Origin of the sequence: Pelodictyon phaeoclathratiforme BU-1 (assembly GCF_000020645.1) — a bacterium.
Lineage (GTDB): Bacteria > Bacteroidota > Chlorobiia > Chlorobiales > Chlorobiaceae > Chlorobium > Chlorobium phaeoclathratiforme.
This window is the reverse complement of sequence record NC_011060.1, coordinates 1,564,382-1,581,486: the sequence shown is the minus strand read 5'-3', so window position 1 is coordinate 1,581,486 and position 17,105 is coordinate 1,564,382. Positions and strand designations below refer to the sequence as shown.

At 45.7% G+C, this 17,105-nt stretch carries 18 protein-coding genes; 13 read left to right on the top strand and 5 right to left on the bottom strand.

Going from position 1 to position 17,105, the window contains the following annotated elements:
• From thiD to PPHA_RS07435, 3 genes are read right to left on the bottom strand one after another with little or no spacing between them, the layout of a single operon-like run.
• Positions 1–816 (bottom strand): bifunctional hydroxymethylpyrimidine kinase/phosphomethylpyrimidine kinase, encoded by an 816-nt coding sequence (gene thiD / locus PPHA_RS07445; protein WP_012508239.1) that lies wholly within the window; start codon positions 814–816, stop codon positions 1–3.
• The gene (thiE, locus tag PPHA_RS07440) at positions 813–1,436 is read right to left on the bottom strand and encodes a thiamine phosphate synthase (protein ID WP_012508238.1); all 624 of its coding nucleotides are present in this window, start codon (positions 1,434–1,436) and stop codon (positions 813–815) included. Before thiE ends, thiD begins: the two co-directional genes overlap by 4 nt.
• Entirely contained in the window at positions 1,433–2,080 is a 648-nt protein-coding gene (locus PPHA_RS07435; protein ID WP_012508237.1) for a thiamine phosphate synthase, read from the bottom strand. Before PPHA_RS07435 ends, thiE begins: the two co-directional genes overlap by 4 nt.
• Positions 2,081–2,261: 181 nt before the next feature.
• Here PPHA_RS07435 and PPHA_RS07430 point away from each other — a divergent pair, with 181 nt between their 5' ends.
• From PPHA_RS07430 to PPHA_RS07415, 4 genes are all read left to right on the top strand, one after another.
• Entirely contained in the window at positions 2,262–2,744 is a 483-nt protein-coding gene (locus PPHA_RS07430) for a RidA family protein (RefSeq protein ID WP_012508236.1), read from the top strand.
• 773 nt (positions 2,745–3,517) lie between these two features.
• Positions 3,518–5,188 (top strand): S41 family peptidase, encoded by a 1,671-nt coding sequence (locus PPHA_RS07425; RefSeq protein ID WP_012508235.1) that lies wholly within the window; start codon positions 3,518–3,520, stop codon positions 5,186–5,188.
• A 46-nt stretch (positions 5,189–5,234) separates the two neighbouring features.
• Positions 5,235–5,891: an START domain-containing protein gene (locus PPHA_RS07420; RefSeq protein ID WP_012508234.1), complete on the top strand. Its 657-nt coding sequence runs from the start codon at positions 5,235–5,237 to the stop codon at positions 5,889–5,891.
• 50 nt (positions 5,892–5,941) lie between these two features.
• Positions 5,942–6,580 (top strand): START domain-containing protein, encoded by a 639-nt coding sequence (locus PPHA_RS07415; protein ID WP_012508233.1) that lies wholly within the window; start codon positions 5,942–5,944, stop codon positions 6,578–6,580.
• Here the strand turns inward: PPHA_RS07415 and rfaE1 are convergent.
• A complete protein-coding gene (gene rfaE1 / locus PPHA_RS07410; RefSeq protein ID WP_012508232.1) occupies positions 6,549–7,535 on the bottom strand; it encodes a D-glycero-beta-D-manno-heptose-7-phosphate kinase in 987 nt (328 codons plus the stop codon). The two genes, PPHA_RS07415 and rfaE1, sit on opposite strands and share 32 nt — an antisense overlap.
• 162 nt (positions 7,536–7,697) lie before the next feature.
• On the opposite strand from rfaE1, the gene ffh reads away from it, so the two are divergent.
• The 6 genes from ffh (at position 7,698) to PPHA_RS07375 (ending at position 12,180) form a co-directional block, all read left to right on the top strand.
• Positions 7,698–9,047 carry a signal recognition particle protein gene (gene ffh / locus PPHA_RS07405; protein ID WP_012508231.1) on the top strand — a complete coding sequence of 450 codons (1,350 nt, stop codon included), beginning with the start codon at positions 7,698–7,700 and terminating at the stop codon, positions 9,045–9,047.
• A 48-nt stretch (positions 9,048–9,095) separates the two neighbouring features.
• Positions 9,096–9,506 carry a 30S ribosomal protein S16 gene (rpsP, locus tag PPHA_RS07400; protein ID WP_012508230.1) on the top strand — a complete coding sequence of 137 codons (411 nt, stop codon included), beginning with the start codon at positions 9,096–9,098 and terminating at the stop codon, positions 9,504–9,506.
• A 6-nt stretch (positions 9,507–9,512) separates the two neighbouring features.
• On the top strand, positions 9,513–10,034 hold the full coding sequence (rimM, locus tag PPHA_RS07395; RefSeq protein WP_012508229.1) for a ribosome maturation factor RimM: 522 nt from the start codon (positions 9,513–9,515) through the stop codon (positions 10,032–10,034).
• Positions 10,035–10,781, top strand: a complete 747-nt coding sequence (gene trmD / locus PPHA_RS07390; protein ID WP_012508228.1) for a tRNA (guanosine(37)-N1)-methyltransferase TrmD — start codon at positions 10,035–10,037, stop codon at positions 10,779–10,781.
• A 12-nt stretch (positions 10,782–10,793) separates the two neighbouring features.
• The gene (gene rplS, locus PPHA_RS07385) at positions 10,794–11,156 is read left to right on the top strand and encodes a 50S ribosomal protein L19 (RefSeq protein WP_012508227.1); all 363 of its coding nucleotides are present in this window, start codon (positions 10,794–10,796) and stop codon (positions 11,154–11,156) included.
• A 187-nt stretch (positions 11,157–11,343) separates the two neighbouring features.
• Positions 11,344–12,180 carry an HhH-GPD family protein gene (locus tag PPHA_RS07375; protein WP_012508226.1) on the top strand — a complete coding sequence of 279 codons (837 nt, stop codon included), beginning with the start codon at positions 11,344–11,346 and terminating at the stop codon, positions 12,178–12,180.
• Positions 12,181–12,305: 125 nt separating this feature from the next.
• Here PPHA_RS07375 and PPHA_RS07370 read toward each other — a convergent pair whose 3' ends face one another.
• Positions 12,306–14,138, bottom strand: coding sequence for an AMP-dependent synthetase/ligase (locus PPHA_RS07370; protein WP_012508225.1), 1,833 nt, complete (start codon positions 14,136–14,138; stop codon positions 12,306–12,308).
• Between the two features lie 215 nt (positions 14,139–14,353).
• Between PPHA_RS07370 and PPHA_RS07365 the strand changes: the two genes are divergently transcribed.
• From PPHA_RS07365 to PPHA_RS07355, 3 genes are read left to right on the top strand one after another with little or no spacing between them, the layout of a single operon-like run.
• Positions 14,354–15,409 carry a lysylphosphatidylglycerol synthase transmembrane domain-containing protein gene (locus PPHA_RS07365; RefSeq protein WP_012508224.1) on the top strand — a complete coding sequence of 352 codons (1,056 nt, stop codon included), beginning with the start codon at positions 14,354–14,356 and terminating at the stop codon, positions 15,407–15,409.
• Complete coding sequence (locus tag PPHA_RS07360) at positions 15,406–16,362, top strand: hypothetical protein (RefSeq protein ID WP_012508223.1); 957 nt, start codon at positions 15,406–15,408, stop codon at positions 16,360–16,362. The genes PPHA_RS07365 and PPHA_RS07360 overlap by 4 nt, the downstream gene beginning before the upstream one ends.
• Before the next feature lie 21 nt (positions 16,363–16,383).
• Entirely contained in the window at positions 16,384–17,097 is a 714-nt protein-coding gene (locus PPHA_RS07355) for an acylneuraminate cytidylyltransferase family protein (RefSeq protein ID WP_012508222.1), read from the top strand.
• Positions 17,098–17,105: the final 8 nt, after the last annotated feature.

Sequence of the window (17,105 nt, the reverse complement as noted above, 5' to 3'; positions counted from 1 at the left end):
TTATCTCCAGAGTCTGTAAAGATGGTGCAGGGGGCCGCTTCCACTGCCAAAATGGTAGTCGGCCCCTGCCTGCAGGGCATTATTGAGATAGGCTTTTGCTTTTCCCACGGCATTCTCTGTTGTTTCTCCTCTGGCCATGAATGCGGCAATGGCTGATGAGAGGGTACATCCGGTGCCATGGGTGTTGTTGGTCAGGATTTTTTTTGAGCTGAACCAGAAAAAACGATTGTTATGGAGAAGGCAGTCGCTGCAATGCTCCTCCTCTCCATGCCCCCCCTTGATGAGAACCGAAGCCGCTCCTGCTTGCTGCAGCTTCATTGCCGCCGCCTCAATAGATTCCGGAGTTGAGAGAGGAAGCTTCATATCCGTCAGCAGGGCAGTTTCTGGCAGGTTTGGTGTAATCAGTGATGAGAGAGGGAAGAGCTTTGCCTTCAGAATGGGGAGCGCATCCGGAGGAAGAAGGGGGGCGCCTCCGGAAGAGCCAAGAACGGTGTCAAGAATGATGGGTGGTTTTCCTTTCAGCTCTTTGAGCAATGAGGCAACGACCGTTATCATCTCAGCACTTCCCAGCATTCCTATTTTTACGGCATCAATCGCAATATCTGAGGCAATAGCTCTGAACTGTGTGGCAACGCATGCTTCCGAGACGGGGTATATCGCATGTACCCCCATTGTGTTTTGGGCTGTCAGAGCGGTTATGACCGATAAACCATAGCACTCAAGGGCAGCAAACGTCTTGATATCTGCCTGGATGCCAGCGCCACCGCTACCGTCAGAGCCTGCAAGAGTGAGTATGGTCTTATAGGATGTTCTCATGCTTCTCTCCCCTGTATTGCGCAAAGGAGTTCATGTGCTGCTTTGGAGGGATCGTTAGCCTTGCTGACTGCCGAAATGACCGCAACCCCGGATGCTCCGCAGGAGATGAGCGAAGCCGAGTTTTCAATCGTGATGCCTCCTATCGCAATAATGGGCAGGGAAACAATGGCTGCTGTTTTACGAAGAGCTTCAACTCCCACTGGAGAAAATTCCTTCACTTTTGAAGCGGTTGGATAGATGTGACCAAATCCGATATAGTCCGCCCCCTCTTGTTCAGCCAGGCGTGCCTCGTCCGGTGAAGATGCAGAAACCCCGATAATGGCCATTTTTCCAAGCAGTTTACGGGCTGTACTGGCTGGCATGTCCTGCTGTCCGAGGTGAACACCGTCAGCGCTGCTTGCAAGGGCAATGTCCACACGGTCATTGATAATGCAGAGTGCATGGTATTGATGGCAGCGTTTGCTTATTTCAACAGCCCATGAGAAAAGTTGGCTGCCTGATGCCGTTTTATGTCTCAACTGTATCATGGCAGCCCCCCCTTTGAGGGCTTGTTCTGCAAGAGTTACGGGGCATAACGCCTCATCGGTTATAACACAGAGAAATGGTGGAGAGGGAATCATGGATGCAAGTGGAGATATAATTGTTCGATGATTTCAGCAAGTCGGGAACGCTCTTGAAAGAGCGAGATGCCCGCTATTCCGTAAGCGCCTTTGTCCATGCAGAACCTGGCATTCATGGGTGATATGCCACCAAGAGCAAAGACCGGAAGTGAGGTGCTCCGGCAAAGTGCGCCAAGTTTTTCGAGACCCTGAGGAGCCCCATATCTCCTTTTTGAGGGTGTGTCGAATACGGGACCGAAAAGCAGGTAATCAGCTCCGGACTCTTCAGCCATGCGCAGAGCTGATGCAGAATGCACACTATAGCCATAGATCATGCCGGGTGTAAAAGGACGAAGTTTGCTGGCTGAACAGCCACTTTCCGGCAGATGCACTCCATCAAGTCCTGCAGCAAGGGCAATATCGGCACGTTCATTTATCAGTAAAAGAGTGCCTTCGGGAGCTTTGATTGCCCGGGCTTTCAGTGCCAGATTCAAAAGCTCTTTTGCATTGAGCTGTTTTTCGCGGATTTGAACCATACAGGGAAAAGAGCCGGGCAGGAGACTGAGCTGATTCAGGAGAGGTGTGCTGGTATCAGAACTCTCCTTGCCACTGCTGATGAGGTGAAGGCGGGGAAGGGGAGTCTCTTTTTTTCGATTGTGTTTCATCTTATTAAAATACTTTGAGTTGTGATGGACAATAAATAATTCTGACCATAATCGCAACAACTCCTGTTCAGCTTTTTGCTCATTTTCCTGATATCTTTTATTACTCTCTGTTTTCCTGACGCAATTGCTGATCGAAAAGTGTGTAACAACAGTCATTAAAACCTCTCAAACCGTTATTGTTATGGGTATCATCGAAGAAAAAATCATCAAGGCCGGCTTTTTGCTGCCTCAGTCCGCCTCAGTCGCTGGTCTCTATTCGCCCGCGATGCGCAGTGGCAATCTTGTCTATACTTCGGGTCAACTTCCTCTTTTTGATGGCAAACTCATTGAGCCGGGGGGAAAGGGCAAGATTGATGAGGAGAGAAAAGAGGAAGCTGTTTATGCCGCCAGGGTTGCTCTGATCAATGCACTCGCGGCGGTTAAGTCCGTGACCGGAACGCTTGACCGTATTGAGCAGATTATAAAACTCACGCTTTACGTGGCCAGCAAAAACAATTTTTCCAGCCAGCATCTCATTGCCAACGGAGCTTCTTCATTACTTCATGAGATTTTTGGAGAGAAGGGTGGTCATACAAGAAGCGCGGTAGGTGTTGCAGAATTGCCCCTGAATTCAAGTCTTGAACTTGAACTTATTGTTGAATATAATACGGCATCATTATTATAATATCTCACCATAAAATGCAATAATATAGAGAGTTATATCTATTGATTACAACTTAATAAATCTGCTTTATCAGCCTGTATACCTCAAATTTCTTAAGTTTATATCCAGAAAAAAAACCACAGTGAAAATAGATTTATTACTCATTATCACTGTGGTTTATTAATATAAAATATTAAAATAACTGTATATGCATTTTCTTTAGAAGGTATATAAATTTTTTTATTGAAACTTGTTAATTTTTTCTAAATATATTAATAATATTTTTACTATAATCAATATAAGTTCTTTTATTGAAATACTTTAAATACTTTTGCATATAGCATACTTTACTATATTATATCAATTTTTTCATTCTGCAGAGATTTTTTATTTTATCAGAATTATGGTTTTGTTATTATTTTTCCTATACGATTATTAATAATATGATCTATTTCGTTTTATCAGGTTTTTCTGTTTGTAATATTCGTTCTATTCGTTCGTCTTTTGAATTAAATTTTATCGATAAATCGGGTTAATTTTCTTGTTAGTAATCTGTATTTGTCTTGATTATATTTTTTCGTTTTATCTTTTTTTTCTGTTATTTATCTTCTTTATTGATAATAGTTTATGTTTGTTATTCTGATTTAGGTCTTTGTTATTCTGCTGTTTTGTTCTTCTTGAGAGAAGCTGTTTGTTGCTTGCTCAATGTTTTTTTGTGATTTTGATTCATGATCGGTAAACTGCGATGCAGGAGATGATCGCGAATGTTTTTTCTGGCAATAAACCAATCCCCTATGTCCCGAATATTGATCATCGTTATGATGCTTTTTGTGCTTGCTTTCGGTTTTTATCTTGGTGTCAGGCTTAATGGAGGTGGAGAGAACCGATTTGAAAAGCAGAAAAAAATTCTTGAGGCTTACGGCTTGATGAAACAGTTTTATGTTGATGATGTCAATGGTGACAGTCTTGCGGGTGCGGGTATTCAGGGGATGGCTGAGTATCTGGATCCTCATACCGTTTACCTTGAGCCGGAAAAGGTTTCCTATTCGCAGGCAGAATTCGATGGTAATTTCGACGGTATCGGTATAGAGTTTGACGTGATCAATGATACGCTGCTTGTCGTCACTCCACTTTCAGGGGGGCCGAGTGCTTCGGTGGGCATTTCTTCGGGAGACCGTATTATTGCCATTGACTCTGTTTCGGCAATCGGCATTACTCCGCAGCAGGTGTTAAAAAAATTGAGAGGAACCAGGGGTACGAAGGTGCATTTAAAAGTGCTCAGGCCTCTCAGCGGGAAGTTATTGGATTTTCTTGTGGCCAGGGGTAAAATATCGACATCAAGTATCGATGCTGCGTTTATGATTGGCAATCGGGTTGGATATATTAGAGTGAGCCGTTTCATTGCAACGACAGCCGATGAATTTCGAAGTGCACTGCTCTCTTTGAAACAGCAGGGGATGGTGCGGCTTGTGATTGATTTACGCGGAAATCCTGGCGGATTTCTTGAACAGGCGGTTGAGGTTGCTGATGAATTTCTGTCACAGGGTAAGTTGATTGTTTTTACAAAAAGTCGTGCCGGAGGTGCGGAGGAGGAGCGTTATCTTGCCAAGTCTGGCGGTGGTTATGAAAAAGGGGATCTGATTGTGCTGGTCGACAAAGGAAGCGCCTCGGCCTCTGAAATTCTTGCCGGAGCATTACAGGACAATAAAAGAGCCGTCGTCGTCGGTGAACTCTCTTTCGGAAAAGGGTTGGTGCAGCGCCAGATTCCATTTTCTGACGGCTCAGCTCTTCGTTTGACAGTCTCAAGGTATTATACTCCTTCAGGTCGTCAGATTCAGAGGGTTTATCACAAGGGCTCGGCAGGACGTGAACGTTATTATGAGGATGCAATGACAAACATTCTTCCCCAGAAACTCTTTGCACACCCCGACAGTTTGTTGTATCTAAAAAATGGCGATGTTGTTGTCTACAAAACCTCTTCCCTGCCCTCATTGGTGGCATCTCTTTCAGGCGGCAAGGAAAAGGGGAATGGCAGGTTGGCAGCGTTGAGGGATGCGGGTGGTGTTATTCCTGATTATTGGGTGACAGCCAGCTCCTATTCCGATTTTTATCAGCGACTGTTCCAGTCTGGCTCTTTTGATGATATTGCACGAAGGCTTCTCGACGATCCGCAGAGCGCTGCTCAGGGGTATCGTTCCTCGCTTGATCGCTTTATCGCAGAATATGCCGGGGAGAACCGTTTTGAGTCTCTTGTTATTACGAGCTGCAAGGCAAAAAAAATCGCATTTGACCGGTCTGGTTTTATCAGGGAAAGAAAAGAGATTGAGCGTGCAGTGAAGTCGAGGATAGCTCATCAGCTTTTTGGAGCTGAAGGCCAGATCAGGTTTCTGGTGCAGAGTGCTGATCCTGTTGTCAAGATAGCCGTGACTGTGCCAGCCGCCCAGCCGTCACAGGTGGTCAGGTAGAAGTTGGTTTGATTCTGTTTTTTTAACCGTTAACACATTTTCCATTATGTCGATACTTGAAAAAATCAATAACGCTGCCTGTACGTTACGGCTGAAAAATGACTGGTTGAAAATATTTACTTGTCCTGTTCCTACCTCTGACTTTCTCTCTTTTGTTGCTATTGCGGTCATTGATGCTCCCCAGCATTCCGTCCTGAGTCTTTTGTATGATATTGAGGTTGCTCCTGAATGGGTCTGGAAAACAAGGGAAATGCGGTTGTTGCAGGAGTTGTCGGAAGATGAGGGCCGAGTTGTCTATCAGCTTGTCAGCGCTCCATGGCCTGTTTCTGACCGTGAAATCATAACCCGCTCAATGGGGTATATGGATCCTGAGACCTCTGAAGTATTTATCAAACTGGAGTGTATGGCAGACTATCTTCCCAGAAACGATAAATATGTCCGTGTTCCTGAACTTGAGGGCGCATGGAACATTGTGCCTCTTTCAGAGAACCAGTGCAGGGTTGTTTTTCGTCTTCATATCGAACCCGGTGGCGAGATTCCATCATGGCTTGCCAATATCGCGGTTATCGACACACCCTACCACACGATGATCAATTTGCGGGAAATGGTCAAGAGAGAGAAATACAAGGTTCCGGTTGATGCTCCGTTTAAAAAATCATCAAAAGATGTTATCCAGAACTATGAAAAGTTTATAACCGTATGATCTGTTGAGGATTTCTTGCAGTCTGCCAATCATTATTTAATTGTGAGTGTATGGATGTTGAGTCAATTCTTCATGGAAAGTGGGCGTTCCGTGTTGAACATAAAGGGATCAAAATATTTTCTTCCAGGGTAAGTGGTTCCGATATCCACGGTTTTAAGGGAGAGGCTGATATGCCAACTTCATTGAAAAAGCTGATCAGCCTTTTTCACGATATGGGGAACTACAGTCGTTGGGTTCATCAGCTTTCGAGTATGGATGTTCTTGAACAAACCGATGGTGTCGAATATGTTATCCGTCAAATCATCAATACTCCCTGGCCGTTACAGAAGCGGGAGATGATTCTGCGTACCGGCCTTGTATCCGCAGGAGAAAATGCTATCGGGGTTACCATGAAGGGAGAACCGGATTATCTGCCAGATAATCCCAAATATCACCGCGTACGCCATTCGACCGGGATGTGGGTTTTTACTCCGACCGACCATGGAACAGTACACACTACTTTCGTGATGCATGTTGATCCCGGAAATGATGTGCCTGTTCCGGTCAGTAATACCGGAATGTTCGAGGTACCGTTCTATTCACTCAACAACATGAGAACCCTTGTAATGGATGTTTCGTATAATCCGCCCTACCCGAAGGAGATAGAGCAGCATCTCTCTATTGTTGAAGATACTCCTGATAAACCTTGAGCAGTTTTTCCGGGTTTACGGGTACGGCACCCACCTCCTGACAAACCGTTCCGGCAGCAAGATTAGCGATGATAGCATTCGTCACAATGTCGATATGTGCGGCTGTACCAAGAGCAAGTATGCCGATAACGGTGTCTCCTGCTCCTGAGACGTCGGCGACCTCCAGCGATGTTGCGTCAATATGGGTAAACGTCCCATTGTAGACAGTCATCCCTTTATCACTTCTGGTCACGATGATGGCTTCAGCCTCCAGTTTTTTCTGAAGCAGGAGGCAGGCATCCTCAACCTCACGATCGTTATTGTGCAGGATGATGCCCAGAGATGCAGCCATTTCCGAAAGGTTTGGTTTGAAAATCGTACACCCTTTGTATGCGAAGAAGTTTTGATGTTTTGGATCAACAAGAACCGGGACGTTGTGGCTCTTCGCGGAAGTAATAATCTTTTGAATGAGTTGTGCTCCGAGGAGCCCCTTGTTGTAGTCTTCCAGAACGATTGCGTCGACCGAATCGATCACAGCCTCAACCGAGCCGAAAACCGCTCGCTCAATTTCCGCATCAATCTCTTTTCTGCTTTCGAAATCCACTCTCGTGATATGATGGTTTTGCGAAAGGATTCTTGTTTTGCTTGTTGTTGGTCTGGAAGGATCGCAAATCAAGCCCTCGGTTGCAAGCCCATGATTACGAAAGAGATCAAGGAGTATTTCCCTGTTACTGTCTGCCCCGGTAATACCGATCAATATGGTTTCCGCTCCGAGAGAGAGCGTGTTGAGCGCAACATTTGCAGCCCCCCCCAGTCTTGAGTCTTCGTGGGTAACATCGACAACCGGTACCGGATATTCCGGTGAAATACGTGAAACATGGCCGAAAATATACTTGTCGAGCATTATGTCGCCTATTACAGCAATTCGTTTACTGCGAAAAGAGTGTAAGATGCTTTTTATTTGGCTGGTTGTCATAACGTCTTGTTTTGTGATGTTTTCTGTCGGTGTTCAGTAAAATAAAGGAACAAAAACCATTCCCGGCAATGAAGTTATTATTGTATCATTTTATTTTTTGCTATTTTTTGTTATAATTAAAGCTAAGCATTTTTAAGCTTTATCTGAAAAAAGCAGGAACCAATGTTCGATAGTTTAAGTGATAAATTAGAGGCCACCTTTAAAAAACTTGCGGGTCAGGCCACCATTAACGAGATTAACATTGGTCTCGCCATGCGCGATATCAAGCGAGCTCTTCTTGGTGCTGACGTCAATTACAAGGTTGCAAAGAAATTAATTGATGATATAAGAGAGAAATCTCTTGGCGAACAGGTCATCAAAAGCGTTTCCCCTGCGCAGATGATCGTCAAAATCGTTTATGACGAGCTGACGGAGCTGATGGGTGGAGAGCAGAAGCCCTTGAACCTTTCTCCAAAAAAACTGCCTGCGGTTATCATGGTTGCCGGTTTGCAGGGTTCCGGGAAGACCACTTTCTGCGCCAAACTGGCATTACGTTTAAAAAAGAGCGGCAAACAGCCGATGCTCGTTGCGGCTGATGTTTATCGTCCTGCGGCAATTGATCAGCTTAAAGCACTCGGTCAGCAGGTGGATGTCCCTGTTTTTGCCATTGAAGAGCAGGATGCCATGAAAGCAGCGCTTCAAGGATTGGAGGCCGCCCGCTCTGCTGCGAAAGATGTTGTTATTGTCGATACTGCTGGTCGTTTGCAGATTGATCAAGTCATGATGGCAGAGGCTGAGTCCTTGAAGCATGCACTCAAACCTGACGAGCTTCTCTTCGTTGTTGACTCCATGATGGGCCAGGAAGCGGTCAATACGGCCAAGGCATTTAATGATCGCCTTGATTTTGACGGCGTAGTACTGACCAAGCTTGATGGCGACTCAAGGGGTGGTGCGGCGCTATCCATCCGGCAGGTTGTTGAAAAGCCGATTAAATTTATCAGCATCGGAGAAAAGGTTGACGACCTTGACCTCTTCTACCCCGATCGTATGGCCCAGAGAATTTTGGGAATGGGTGATATCGTCAGTTTTGTTGAAAAAGCACAGGAAAACCTCGATCTTGAGAAGAGTCTTGAGATGCAGAAAAAGTTGATGAAGAACGAGTTTGATCTCAACGACTTTTTCGACCAATTGCAGCAGCTCAAGAAAATGGGATCAATTCAGGGATTGATTGAAATGGTGCCAGGTCTGAACAAGATGGTTCCCAAACAGGATCTTGAAAATCTTGACTTCAAACCAATTGAGGCCATGATCAATTCCATGACAAAGCAGGAAAAGATGACTCCCGATATCATTAACGGCAGTCGTCGGCAACGTATTGCACGAGGCAGCGGAACAAAGGTTCAGGAGGTCAACCTTCTGTTGAAGCAATTCGGGGAGATGAAGAAGATGATGCGTTCGGTATCAAAGCTCTCTCAGTCCGGCAGAAAAATTACTTCGCAGAATCTTGCGCTTGACAAGTTTTTAAAACGATAGATTGCACATTCACGGTTACCAGTAAACATTAACTAAAATATTTGAGCCTTGGTAAAGATTAGACTGAAAAGAGCAGGAAGAAAAAAATTGCCGGTATACCAAATTGTCGTGGCCGATGCGCGCTCTCCAAGGGACGGCAAATTCCTTGAAGTTGTTGGCACTTATCAGCCAACAGCAAAACCTCATGCTGTCACTATTAAAAAAGATCGTATCGTTTACTGGATGCAGACTGGCGCACAGCCGACAGCAACAGTGAACAGCCTTATCCGCACCACCGGACTGCTGTATGAACTCAGGCTTAAAAGCATGGGTCGCAGCGAGGCTGAAATTTCAGCAGAGATGGAAAAATGGCAGGAGCACCAGGCTGTAAGACGTCAGAAGAGGCTTGCATTGAAATCACATCGTCGCAGCGCCAAGAAAGAGGCTGAAGCAAAAGCTGCCACCGGTGGAGAGGCCTGATCACTCATGTACAGTGAGGTCAGTGTGGAACTCTATCTGACAGGTATCATCCTCAAACCAAAAGGGTTGAAGGGTGAGGTAAAGGTGGAGTTGATTACCGACTTCCCTGAAAGTTTTCTTTCCCGCAAAAAGTATTTTGCGGGAAAGAGTGTTGATTCGGTTCAGCAGTTGGTGGTCGAGAAAGCCGTACTTGGCGGCGGGTTTGCATGGTTGTTCTTTGAGGGAATTGACAGTATGGAAAAAGCTGAAGCACTTGTTGGCTGGAAATTGTTTATCAACGAAGAGCAGCTTTTGCCGCAGCCCCCTGACCGGGCATATCTGCATGAGATTATCGGAATGAAGGTTCTTGATGGCTCACGCAGTGAGGTTGGTACGGTTACCAATGTTCTTGCCATGCCGGCACATGATGTTTATGAAGTCCTGGTTGGTGAAAAAAAGATTCTGCTGCCTGCTATAGATGAGTTTGTTGAAGAGTTTAATCTTCGTGAGCAGTATATGGTCATCCCAAGATTTGAGGAATTTCTGTAAATGGTTGTGCCTGAAACCCCTTCTCAGCTCAGGAATGCCATAAGGATTGATGTTATTTCTGTCATTCCCGGCTTTTTTGATTCACCGCTTGATAATGGATTGTTGAGCATTGCGCGCAGAAAAGAGCTCGCGGACATATATGTGCATAACCTGCATGACTATGGATTGGGCAGGTACAGGCAGGTGGATGATTCACCTTTTGGAGGTGGTGCTGGCATGGTGATTCGTCCGGAGCCAGTGTTTGCCTGTATAGAGGCACTCAAGGCCGAAAGAGAATATGATGAAGTGATTTTTCTTTCCCCGGACGGGGAACTGTTTGAGCAGTCTATGGCAAACAGATTTTCAAGGATGCACAACCTTATTATTCTCTGTGGTCATTACAAGGCCGTTGATGAAAGAATTCGCCAGAAATTGATTACCATGGAAATTTCCATTGGTGATGTTGTGGTTTCAGGCGGGGAGATACCGGCACTCTTTTTGATGGATGCGCTCGTGAGGGTTATTCCAGGTGTTCTTGGTGACAGTGAGTCGGCACTGACCGACTCTTTTCAGACGGAACTCCTTGATTGTACCTACTATACTCGTCCGGCAGAATTCAGAGGGATGAAGGTGCCTGAAGTGCTGTTGACGGGTCATCACAGCAATATCGAGCAGTGGCGCAGTGAAAATGCTCTTGAGCGAACACGCAAGCGTCGGCCCGATCTTCTCGATAAAGAGTGTTTAGAATTAAAGAACAAAATAACGTAAATAGTTGTCGTCATGGATCAGTTAATCAAGTTGGTTGAAGCCACCCAGGCTGTTACAGATTTTCCGGAAATCAATCCGGGTGATACCGTCAAGATTCAGTTGAAGGTTATTGAGGGAGAAAAAGAGCGACTTCAGGCTTTTGAAGGCGTTGTCATCAGCGACAGGGGTGCTGGAGGCAACAAGACCATCACTGTCCGCAAAATTTCTCATGGTGTTGGTGTTGAAAGGATTATTCCGGTCAATTCACCCAACATTGAGAGTGTTACGGTGGTCAAGCATGGCAAGGCAAGAAGAGCAAAACTCTTCTACCTCCGCAAACGTACTGGCAAAGCTGCACTGAAAGTCAAGGAACGCAAGATGGCAGAGAGGGTCTGAGCTTGTTTTTTGGTAATCCGGCAGGCTGCGGCTTTGCCGGATTTTCCTTTTCAGTTTTTTTTCCCGCTGCATCCCGCTTGATGTGGAATTATTCTTCATGGCAAAATCCTTTCAAGGGGATATCTGCTTTTGTTGTCAGACAATACCTTTGCCTGCGCCTCTTTTCCCCCTTTACTTCTTTCTCTGAATGACGTTGAGCTTGAACAGCCGGAATATCGAACGCTTCCGTCAACAAATTTTTGACTTTTACCAGTTGAACAGAAGAAGTTTTCCCTGGAGGGAGACTACCGATCGTTATGCAGTCATGGTCAGCGAAATCATGTTGCAGCAGACGCAAGCCGACCGGGTTGTGGGAAAATTTCTGGCCTGGATGGACACTTTTCCTGATACAGAGACTCTTGCTTCTGCAACCCTCAGGGAGGTGCTGATACTCTGGAGCGGCCTTGGTTACAACTCACGCGGCCAGAGGCTTCAGAACTGTGCAAAGGTGATCATGGAGCGGTTTGATGGGGTTGTGCCCGCCCGCCCGGAGCAGCTTATAACCCTTCCGGGCATAGGGGAGTATACCTGCCGCTCTATTCCGGTTTTTGCTGACAATCTTGATGTTGCTGCTGTCGATACCAACATTCGCCGGATCATCATTCACGAATTTTCCCTGTCGGAAGATACCCCGAAACGGGAAATCCAATCCGTCGCAGAGCTGCTCCTGGCGAAAGGTCGAAGCCGTGAGTGGCATAATGCCCTCATGGATTATGGATCGATCAATCTTACCAGCCGCAGAACAGGAATTCGTTCATTGACGAAACAGTCGAAATTCCAGGGTTCAAAACGCTGGTATCGCGGCAGACTGCTGAAAGAGCTTGTCGCTTCCGAATCTCTCTTTGTTGAAGAACTTGAAGAAAAATATGGCGACTGTCCCTGGGGTTTGCAGGGAATTATCGACGGACTCGTTCGTGAAGGGCTTGTTGATGAGGATGAGGGTTTGAATGGGCAGGGGAGAGTTCTGAGAATCAGGGAAGAGTAAAAGTAGCTCACTCCTTTTGATGCAAAGAAGCAGACTCATATTTTTTCCCGTCAAACTCGACTGATATCCCCTGTTTTCGGCAGTTCAGCAAATGAGGTATGTAATCGTGGTGCCCCTCTGCTGGCCTATTCTGAGTTGTAGACCATATTGAGCGCATTGTAAACCTTGTCTATTTCAGAGGCGTACCTTGCACTGATCTCCTTGCGCTTGAGTTTCATCGTCGGAGTCATATGACCGCTCTCAATGGTGAATGCGGTTTCCACAAGCAGGAACTTGCGTACCTTTTCATGAGTGGCAAGCTGTCGTGAAACCGTGCGGAGCAATTTTTCAAAAATTTGCTGAACACTCTTGTTTTCAATCAACTCTTTGTTACTCGCAGCCTGAATTCCCTCTGCGGCAGCAAACTCCTTCAGTTTATTGAATTCGGGAACAATAAGGGCTATGAGAAATGGCCTTTTTTCGCCAATCACAATAACCTGATCAACGTAAGAGCTATCGGAAATAAGATTTTCGATAGGCATGGGGGCAATATTTTTGCCGCCAGAGGTGACGATGATATGCTTTTTACGATCGGTTATTTTCAGATAACCGTCACGGTCGATCACTCCGATGTCGCCTGTATGGAACCAGCCATCTCTGATAACCTCCCGGGTGGCAGCCTCATCATTCCAGTATCCTTTCATGATATTTGGGCCTTTGAGCAGAATTTCGCCATCCTCGGCAATCATAACCTGAACGTTTTCAACTGCCGGGCCTACCGTGCCATACTTGATTTTTTCCGGGCGATTGACATGGGTTACCGGAGAGGTCTCCGTAAGGCCAAATCCTTCCAGAATACTGATATCAAGTGCCTGAAAAAATTCACCGATCTTTTGAGGGAGGGCAGCTCCCCCGGAGACAAAATAACGCAACCTTCCGCCAAACTTATTTTTGATTTTTTTATAGACCAGTTTTTCTGCTAAGGCGTGCTTCGCGGAAAGCAGTTTTCCGGCAACTCCTTTTTCATTGATTTCCTGGTGGTACTTTTCCCCCGTTTTCAGCGCCCAATAGAATATTTTCTGCTTTATGGCACTTTGAGAGGAAATCTGTTTGAGTATGCCCATCTTGATGCGGTCGAACAGTCTCGGAACGGTAAAGATGATGGTCGGACGGGCTTCACTCATGTTCAGTGAAATCGTTTCAATACTCTCAGCCAGGTAAATAGCTGCTCCGCAGGAAAAAATCAGGTAATAACCCCCGGTTCGTTCATAGGCATGGGAGAGTGGCAGGAAAGAGAGGCTGCAGTCGGATTCATCAAGACGCATGATGGAGGAGCAGGACTTGACGTTTTCACAAATGTTACGATGCGTAAGCATGACTCCTTTCGGAAGCCCTGTTGTACCTGATGTATAGATGATCGTTGCAACATCGTCAGGTTCGACAGGTACGCCCTCAAGGCACCAGGGTTTTTCTGCAAGAATTTTTTCACCCCTTGCTTTGGCCTGATTCAGATCGAGAACATCTTCGATGGTCTCTTCGAGGCGGTTCATAACCACCACAAGAGTCAATTCCGGAAGATTTTGCCAAATCGAAAGGATTTTGCCGAGCTGAAGCATGTTTGAGACAATAATGCCCTTCGCGCTGCAGTTACTAAGGATGTATTCAATCTGATTGGCTGGCAGGGAGGGGTAGAGCGGCACATTGATTGCCCCGATGTTCAGGATAGCCATATCAGACAGGTACCATCCAGGCCTGTTTTCTGAAAGAATGGCGACCCGCTCTTTTGCCTTGATGCCGTTCTGTTTCAGAAACGCAGCAAATGAGTTGACATCTTTTTCAAAAGCACTATATGAGATGGGTTCATATACACCATTGATTTTCCTTGCGAACGGGAATTTTGAACTTTGTCCCCGGTAATGGTTAAAAACCGAAGTGAAAAGCTCGGGCAGTGTCTGGAAGCCAGGATTGATAAGTCCCATCAGTCAAAGATGTTTTCTTGTGGTAAATATCCCCTGTGGGGAGAAAAGTCCGGCATTTCACCGGGTGGGCAGTTATGTTGTATCCTCCATCCGGAAGGGCGATTTATGGCGTTCCGAATGATTAATAAATATTTAACGATACATTCTTATCTTTGCAAATTGTGCAAATGGGTTTTGAGTGTTTTTTTAGCTTTGTTTCCTGATTTTTTATGCGAATGACGAAAAAAACCGGCAATAACCTGGCTGGTTATATCGGACTTGCTCTTGGACTTGTTCTTATTGTGTTTCAGTTCCGCCAAATTGATTTTGCGGGAGTGGTTGGACGGATCTCGTCAATTGGCTTTTCCTCTGTCTCTATTCTTCTTCCTTTTCTGGCGCTTCACCTTCTGGAAACGTTTGCATGGATAAAGGTTTTTCCTCCAGGTATAACGGCAATACCTTTTTTCAAACTTCTTAAAATACAGTTGATAACCGAAACCATATCCATGACGCTTCCTGCGGGTATGGCTATCGGTGAACCTCTTCGCCCTTATCTTTGCAGTCGCTTTATTGGAATTCCACTTCCGGCAGGCGTGGCAAGTGTCGCTGTGCGCAAACTCATGCTTGGTGTGGCCCAGGGGATCTACACTATTATTGGCGCCATAGCTGGCTTTTCCCTGTTACAGACCATTTCCATTCCGATGATTCCGGCAGGAGTTCTTGGTTACATTATGGTCGGAGCCGGTGTGGCAGTTTTTTCCCTCTTTTTTGTTTTTTTGCTCCTGCTGCTCAATGGAAACGCAGCGCAAAGTGTACACAGACTTCTGATGTTTGTACCATTCAAGCGGGTAAAAAAATGGCTGCTTGACAGGGAGAGTGGATTTCTTGATACCGATGCTGAGTTGAAGAGTTTCGATACCCCTTTTGCAGGACGGCTGATTCTTGTATTGCTCATCTATATTATCGCCTGGTTCATGCTTGCGATCGAGAGTTATATTATCCTTCGCTTGCTTGGTGTTGATATCTCATTTTTACAGGTGCTCTCCATGGATACTGCCATTACCATGCTTCGGGCTTTCTTTTTTTTCATTCCATCAGGACTCGGTATACAGGAATTAGGTTATCGTGTTTTTTTCCAGGCACTTGGATTGTATAATGTTCAGGATTATGGCGCTTTTGTGCTTTTAAGACGTTTTAAGGAGCTCCTTTGGTACACCTTTGGGTACGCAATCATGTTTTTATCAGGGGTTCATCTACGAGATGCAGAGGGAGTTAGTCGGGGAGATTCATGAAAAAGAAAGTATTGTTTATTTGTGGTTCGATGAACCAGACGACCCAGATGCATCAGATTGCCGGGTGGCTGACGGATTATGAGCAGTATTTTTCACCCTTTTTCAGCGACGGCATTCTCGGATCTGCCAGCGACAGGGGGCTGCTTGAATTTACCATTATGGGGCGCAAGCGATCGAACCGTACGCTTGCATATCTCCATTCCAATCACCTGACGATTGATATCGGAGGTCTTGCACATGCTTATGATCTTGTCGTGACCTGCACTGATCTCATCGTACCGAAGCATATCCGGCGCAAGAGGATTGTTTTGGTTCAGGAGGGTATGACTGAACCGGAAACGGTGTTTTTCCATCTTGCAAAAAATTTTCAGTGGATGCCTCGCTGGATTGCCGGTACGGCAACAACAGGACTCTCTGATGCCTACGAAAAGTTCTGTGTTGCCAGTGAAGGGTATCGTGAACTCTTTATACGCAAGGGGGTTTCTCCGGCAAAACTGGAGGTGACCAGCATACCAAATTTCGATAATTGCGAGCAATATCTTCAGAATGATTTTGCTCATCGTGATTATGTGCTCGTCTGCACATCGGATAACCGTGAGACGTTTATTTATGAAAATCGGCTTAAAAATATCAGGAAATATCTTGCGATGGCCGATGGCAGCCAGCTTCTTTTCAAGCTGCATCCCAATGAAAATATTGCACGGGCAACACGGGAGATTGAACGTTATGCTCCCGAAAGCCTTGTTTTCAGCGAAGGCAGAACTGAAGAGATGATTGCCAACTCCCGAATGCTGATTGCGCAGTTTTCATCCACGATTTTTGTAGGGTCTGCTCTAAACAAGATCGTGCATTGTGGTCTGCATCCTGACGAGCTAAAATCGCTTACCCCTTTGCAGAATAAATCTGCAGCAAGGAGAATTGCTGATGTCTGTCGGCAGGTTATTGATGGCTGAACGAAAACACAACTATTTTCCATGCATACGGTAGCAATTATTCCTGCAAGAGGCGGGTCGAAAGGGCTTAAAGAGAAGAATATTTATCCTGTGGCAGGAAAACCACTGCTTGCATGGACCATTTTGCAGGCATCAGCCTCGACAAGTGTTGAAAAGGTTTTTGTTACAACTGATGACAAGGCTATTGCTGATGTAGCACACGCATACGGAGCAGAGGTGATTGTGCGTCCGTCGGAACTTGCGGGCGACAAGGCAAGTTCTGAATCGGCCATTATGCATGCGCTCTCTGTTATTGAACGGGAGTACAACATGCCGCTCGAGATGATTGTATTTTTACAGGCAACCTCACCCTTGCGCAAACCTGATGATATTGATCGGGCAGTAGCACTTTTTTGTCAGGAAGGGGCCGATTCGCTGATTTCGGTCACCAGAGCTGATGATCTTACCCTGTGGGAATCAAGGGCGGGAAAATGGGAAAGTGTCAATTTCGATTACCGCAATCGAGGTATGCGACAGGATCGTCCAACACAGTTTATTGAAAATGGTTCAATCTATCTTTTCAAGCCGGAGATTCTTGCCGCCTTTGGCAACAGAATCGGTAAAAAGCTCTCTGTCTATGAAATGGAGTTTTGGCAAACATGGGAGATTGATACTATCAAGGAAATAGATTTAATTGAATATTACCTGTATAAAAAAAACCTGGCAGGCCGGGATGTAGCTCCACAGAACTATTAGACTTACCG

Coding starts and splice junctions, on each gene's coding strand:
- thiD (WP_012508239.1), bottom strand. CDS start 816: ATGAGAACATCCTATAAGACCATACTCACTCTTGCAGGCTCTGACGGT.
- thiE (WP_012508238.1), bottom strand. CDS start 1,436: ATGATTCCCTCTCCACCATTTCTCTGTGTTATAACCGATGAGGCGTTA.
- PPHA_RS07435 (WP_012508237.1), bottom strand. CDS start 2,080: ATGAAACACAATCGAAAAAAAGAGACTCCCCTTCCCCGCCTTCACCTC.
- PPHA_RS07430 (WP_012508236.1), top strand. CDS start 2,262: ATGGGTATCATCGAAGAAAAAATCATCAAGGCCGGCTTTTTGCTGCCT.
- PPHA_RS07425 (WP_012508235.1), top strand. CDS start 3,518: ATGTCCCGAATATTGATCATCGTTATGATGCTTTTTGTGCTTGCTTTC.
- PPHA_RS07420 (WP_012508234.1), top strand. CDS start 5,235: ATGTCGATACTTGAAAAAATCAATAACGCTGCCTGTACGTTACGGCTG.
- PPHA_RS07415 (WP_012508233.1), top strand. CDS start 5,942: ATGGATGTTGAGTCAATTCTTCATGGAAAGTGGGCGTTCCGTGTTGAA.
- rfaE1 (WP_012508232.1), bottom strand. CDS start 7,535: ATGACAACCAGCCAAATAAAAAGCATCTTACACTCTTTTCGCAGTAAA.
- ffh (WP_012508231.1), top strand. CDS start 7,698: ATGTTCGATAGTTTAAGTGATAAATTAGAGGCCACCTTTAAAAAACTT.
- rimM (WP_012508229.1), top strand. CDS start 9,513: ATGTACAGTGAGGTCAGTGTGGAACTCTATCTGACAGGTATCATCCTC.
- trmD (WP_012508228.1), top strand. CDS start 10,035: ATGGTTGTGCCTGAAACCCCTTCTCAGCTCAGGAATGCCATAAGGATT.
- rplS (WP_012508227.1), top strand. CDS start 10,794: ATGGATCAGTTAATCAAGTTGGTTGAAGCCACCCAGGCTGTTACAGAT.
- PPHA_RS07375 (WP_012508226.1), top strand. CDS start 11,344: ATGACGTTGAGCTTGAACAGCCGGAATATCGAACGCTTCCGTCAACAA.
- PPHA_RS07370 (WP_012508225.1), bottom strand. CDS start 14,138: ATGGGACTTATCAATCCTGGCTTCCAGACACTGCCCGAGCTTTTCACT.
- PPHA_RS07365 (WP_012508224.1), top strand. CDS start 14,354: ATGACGAAAAAAACCGGCAATAACCTGGCTGGTTATATCGGACTTGCT.
- PPHA_RS07360 (WP_012508223.1), top strand. CDS start 15,406: ATGAAAAAGAAAGTATTGTTTATTTGTGGTTCGATGAACCAGACGACC.
- PPHA_RS07355 (WP_012508222.1), top strand. CDS start 16,384: ATGCATACGGTAGCAATTATTCCTGCAAGAGGCGGGTCGAAAGGGCTT.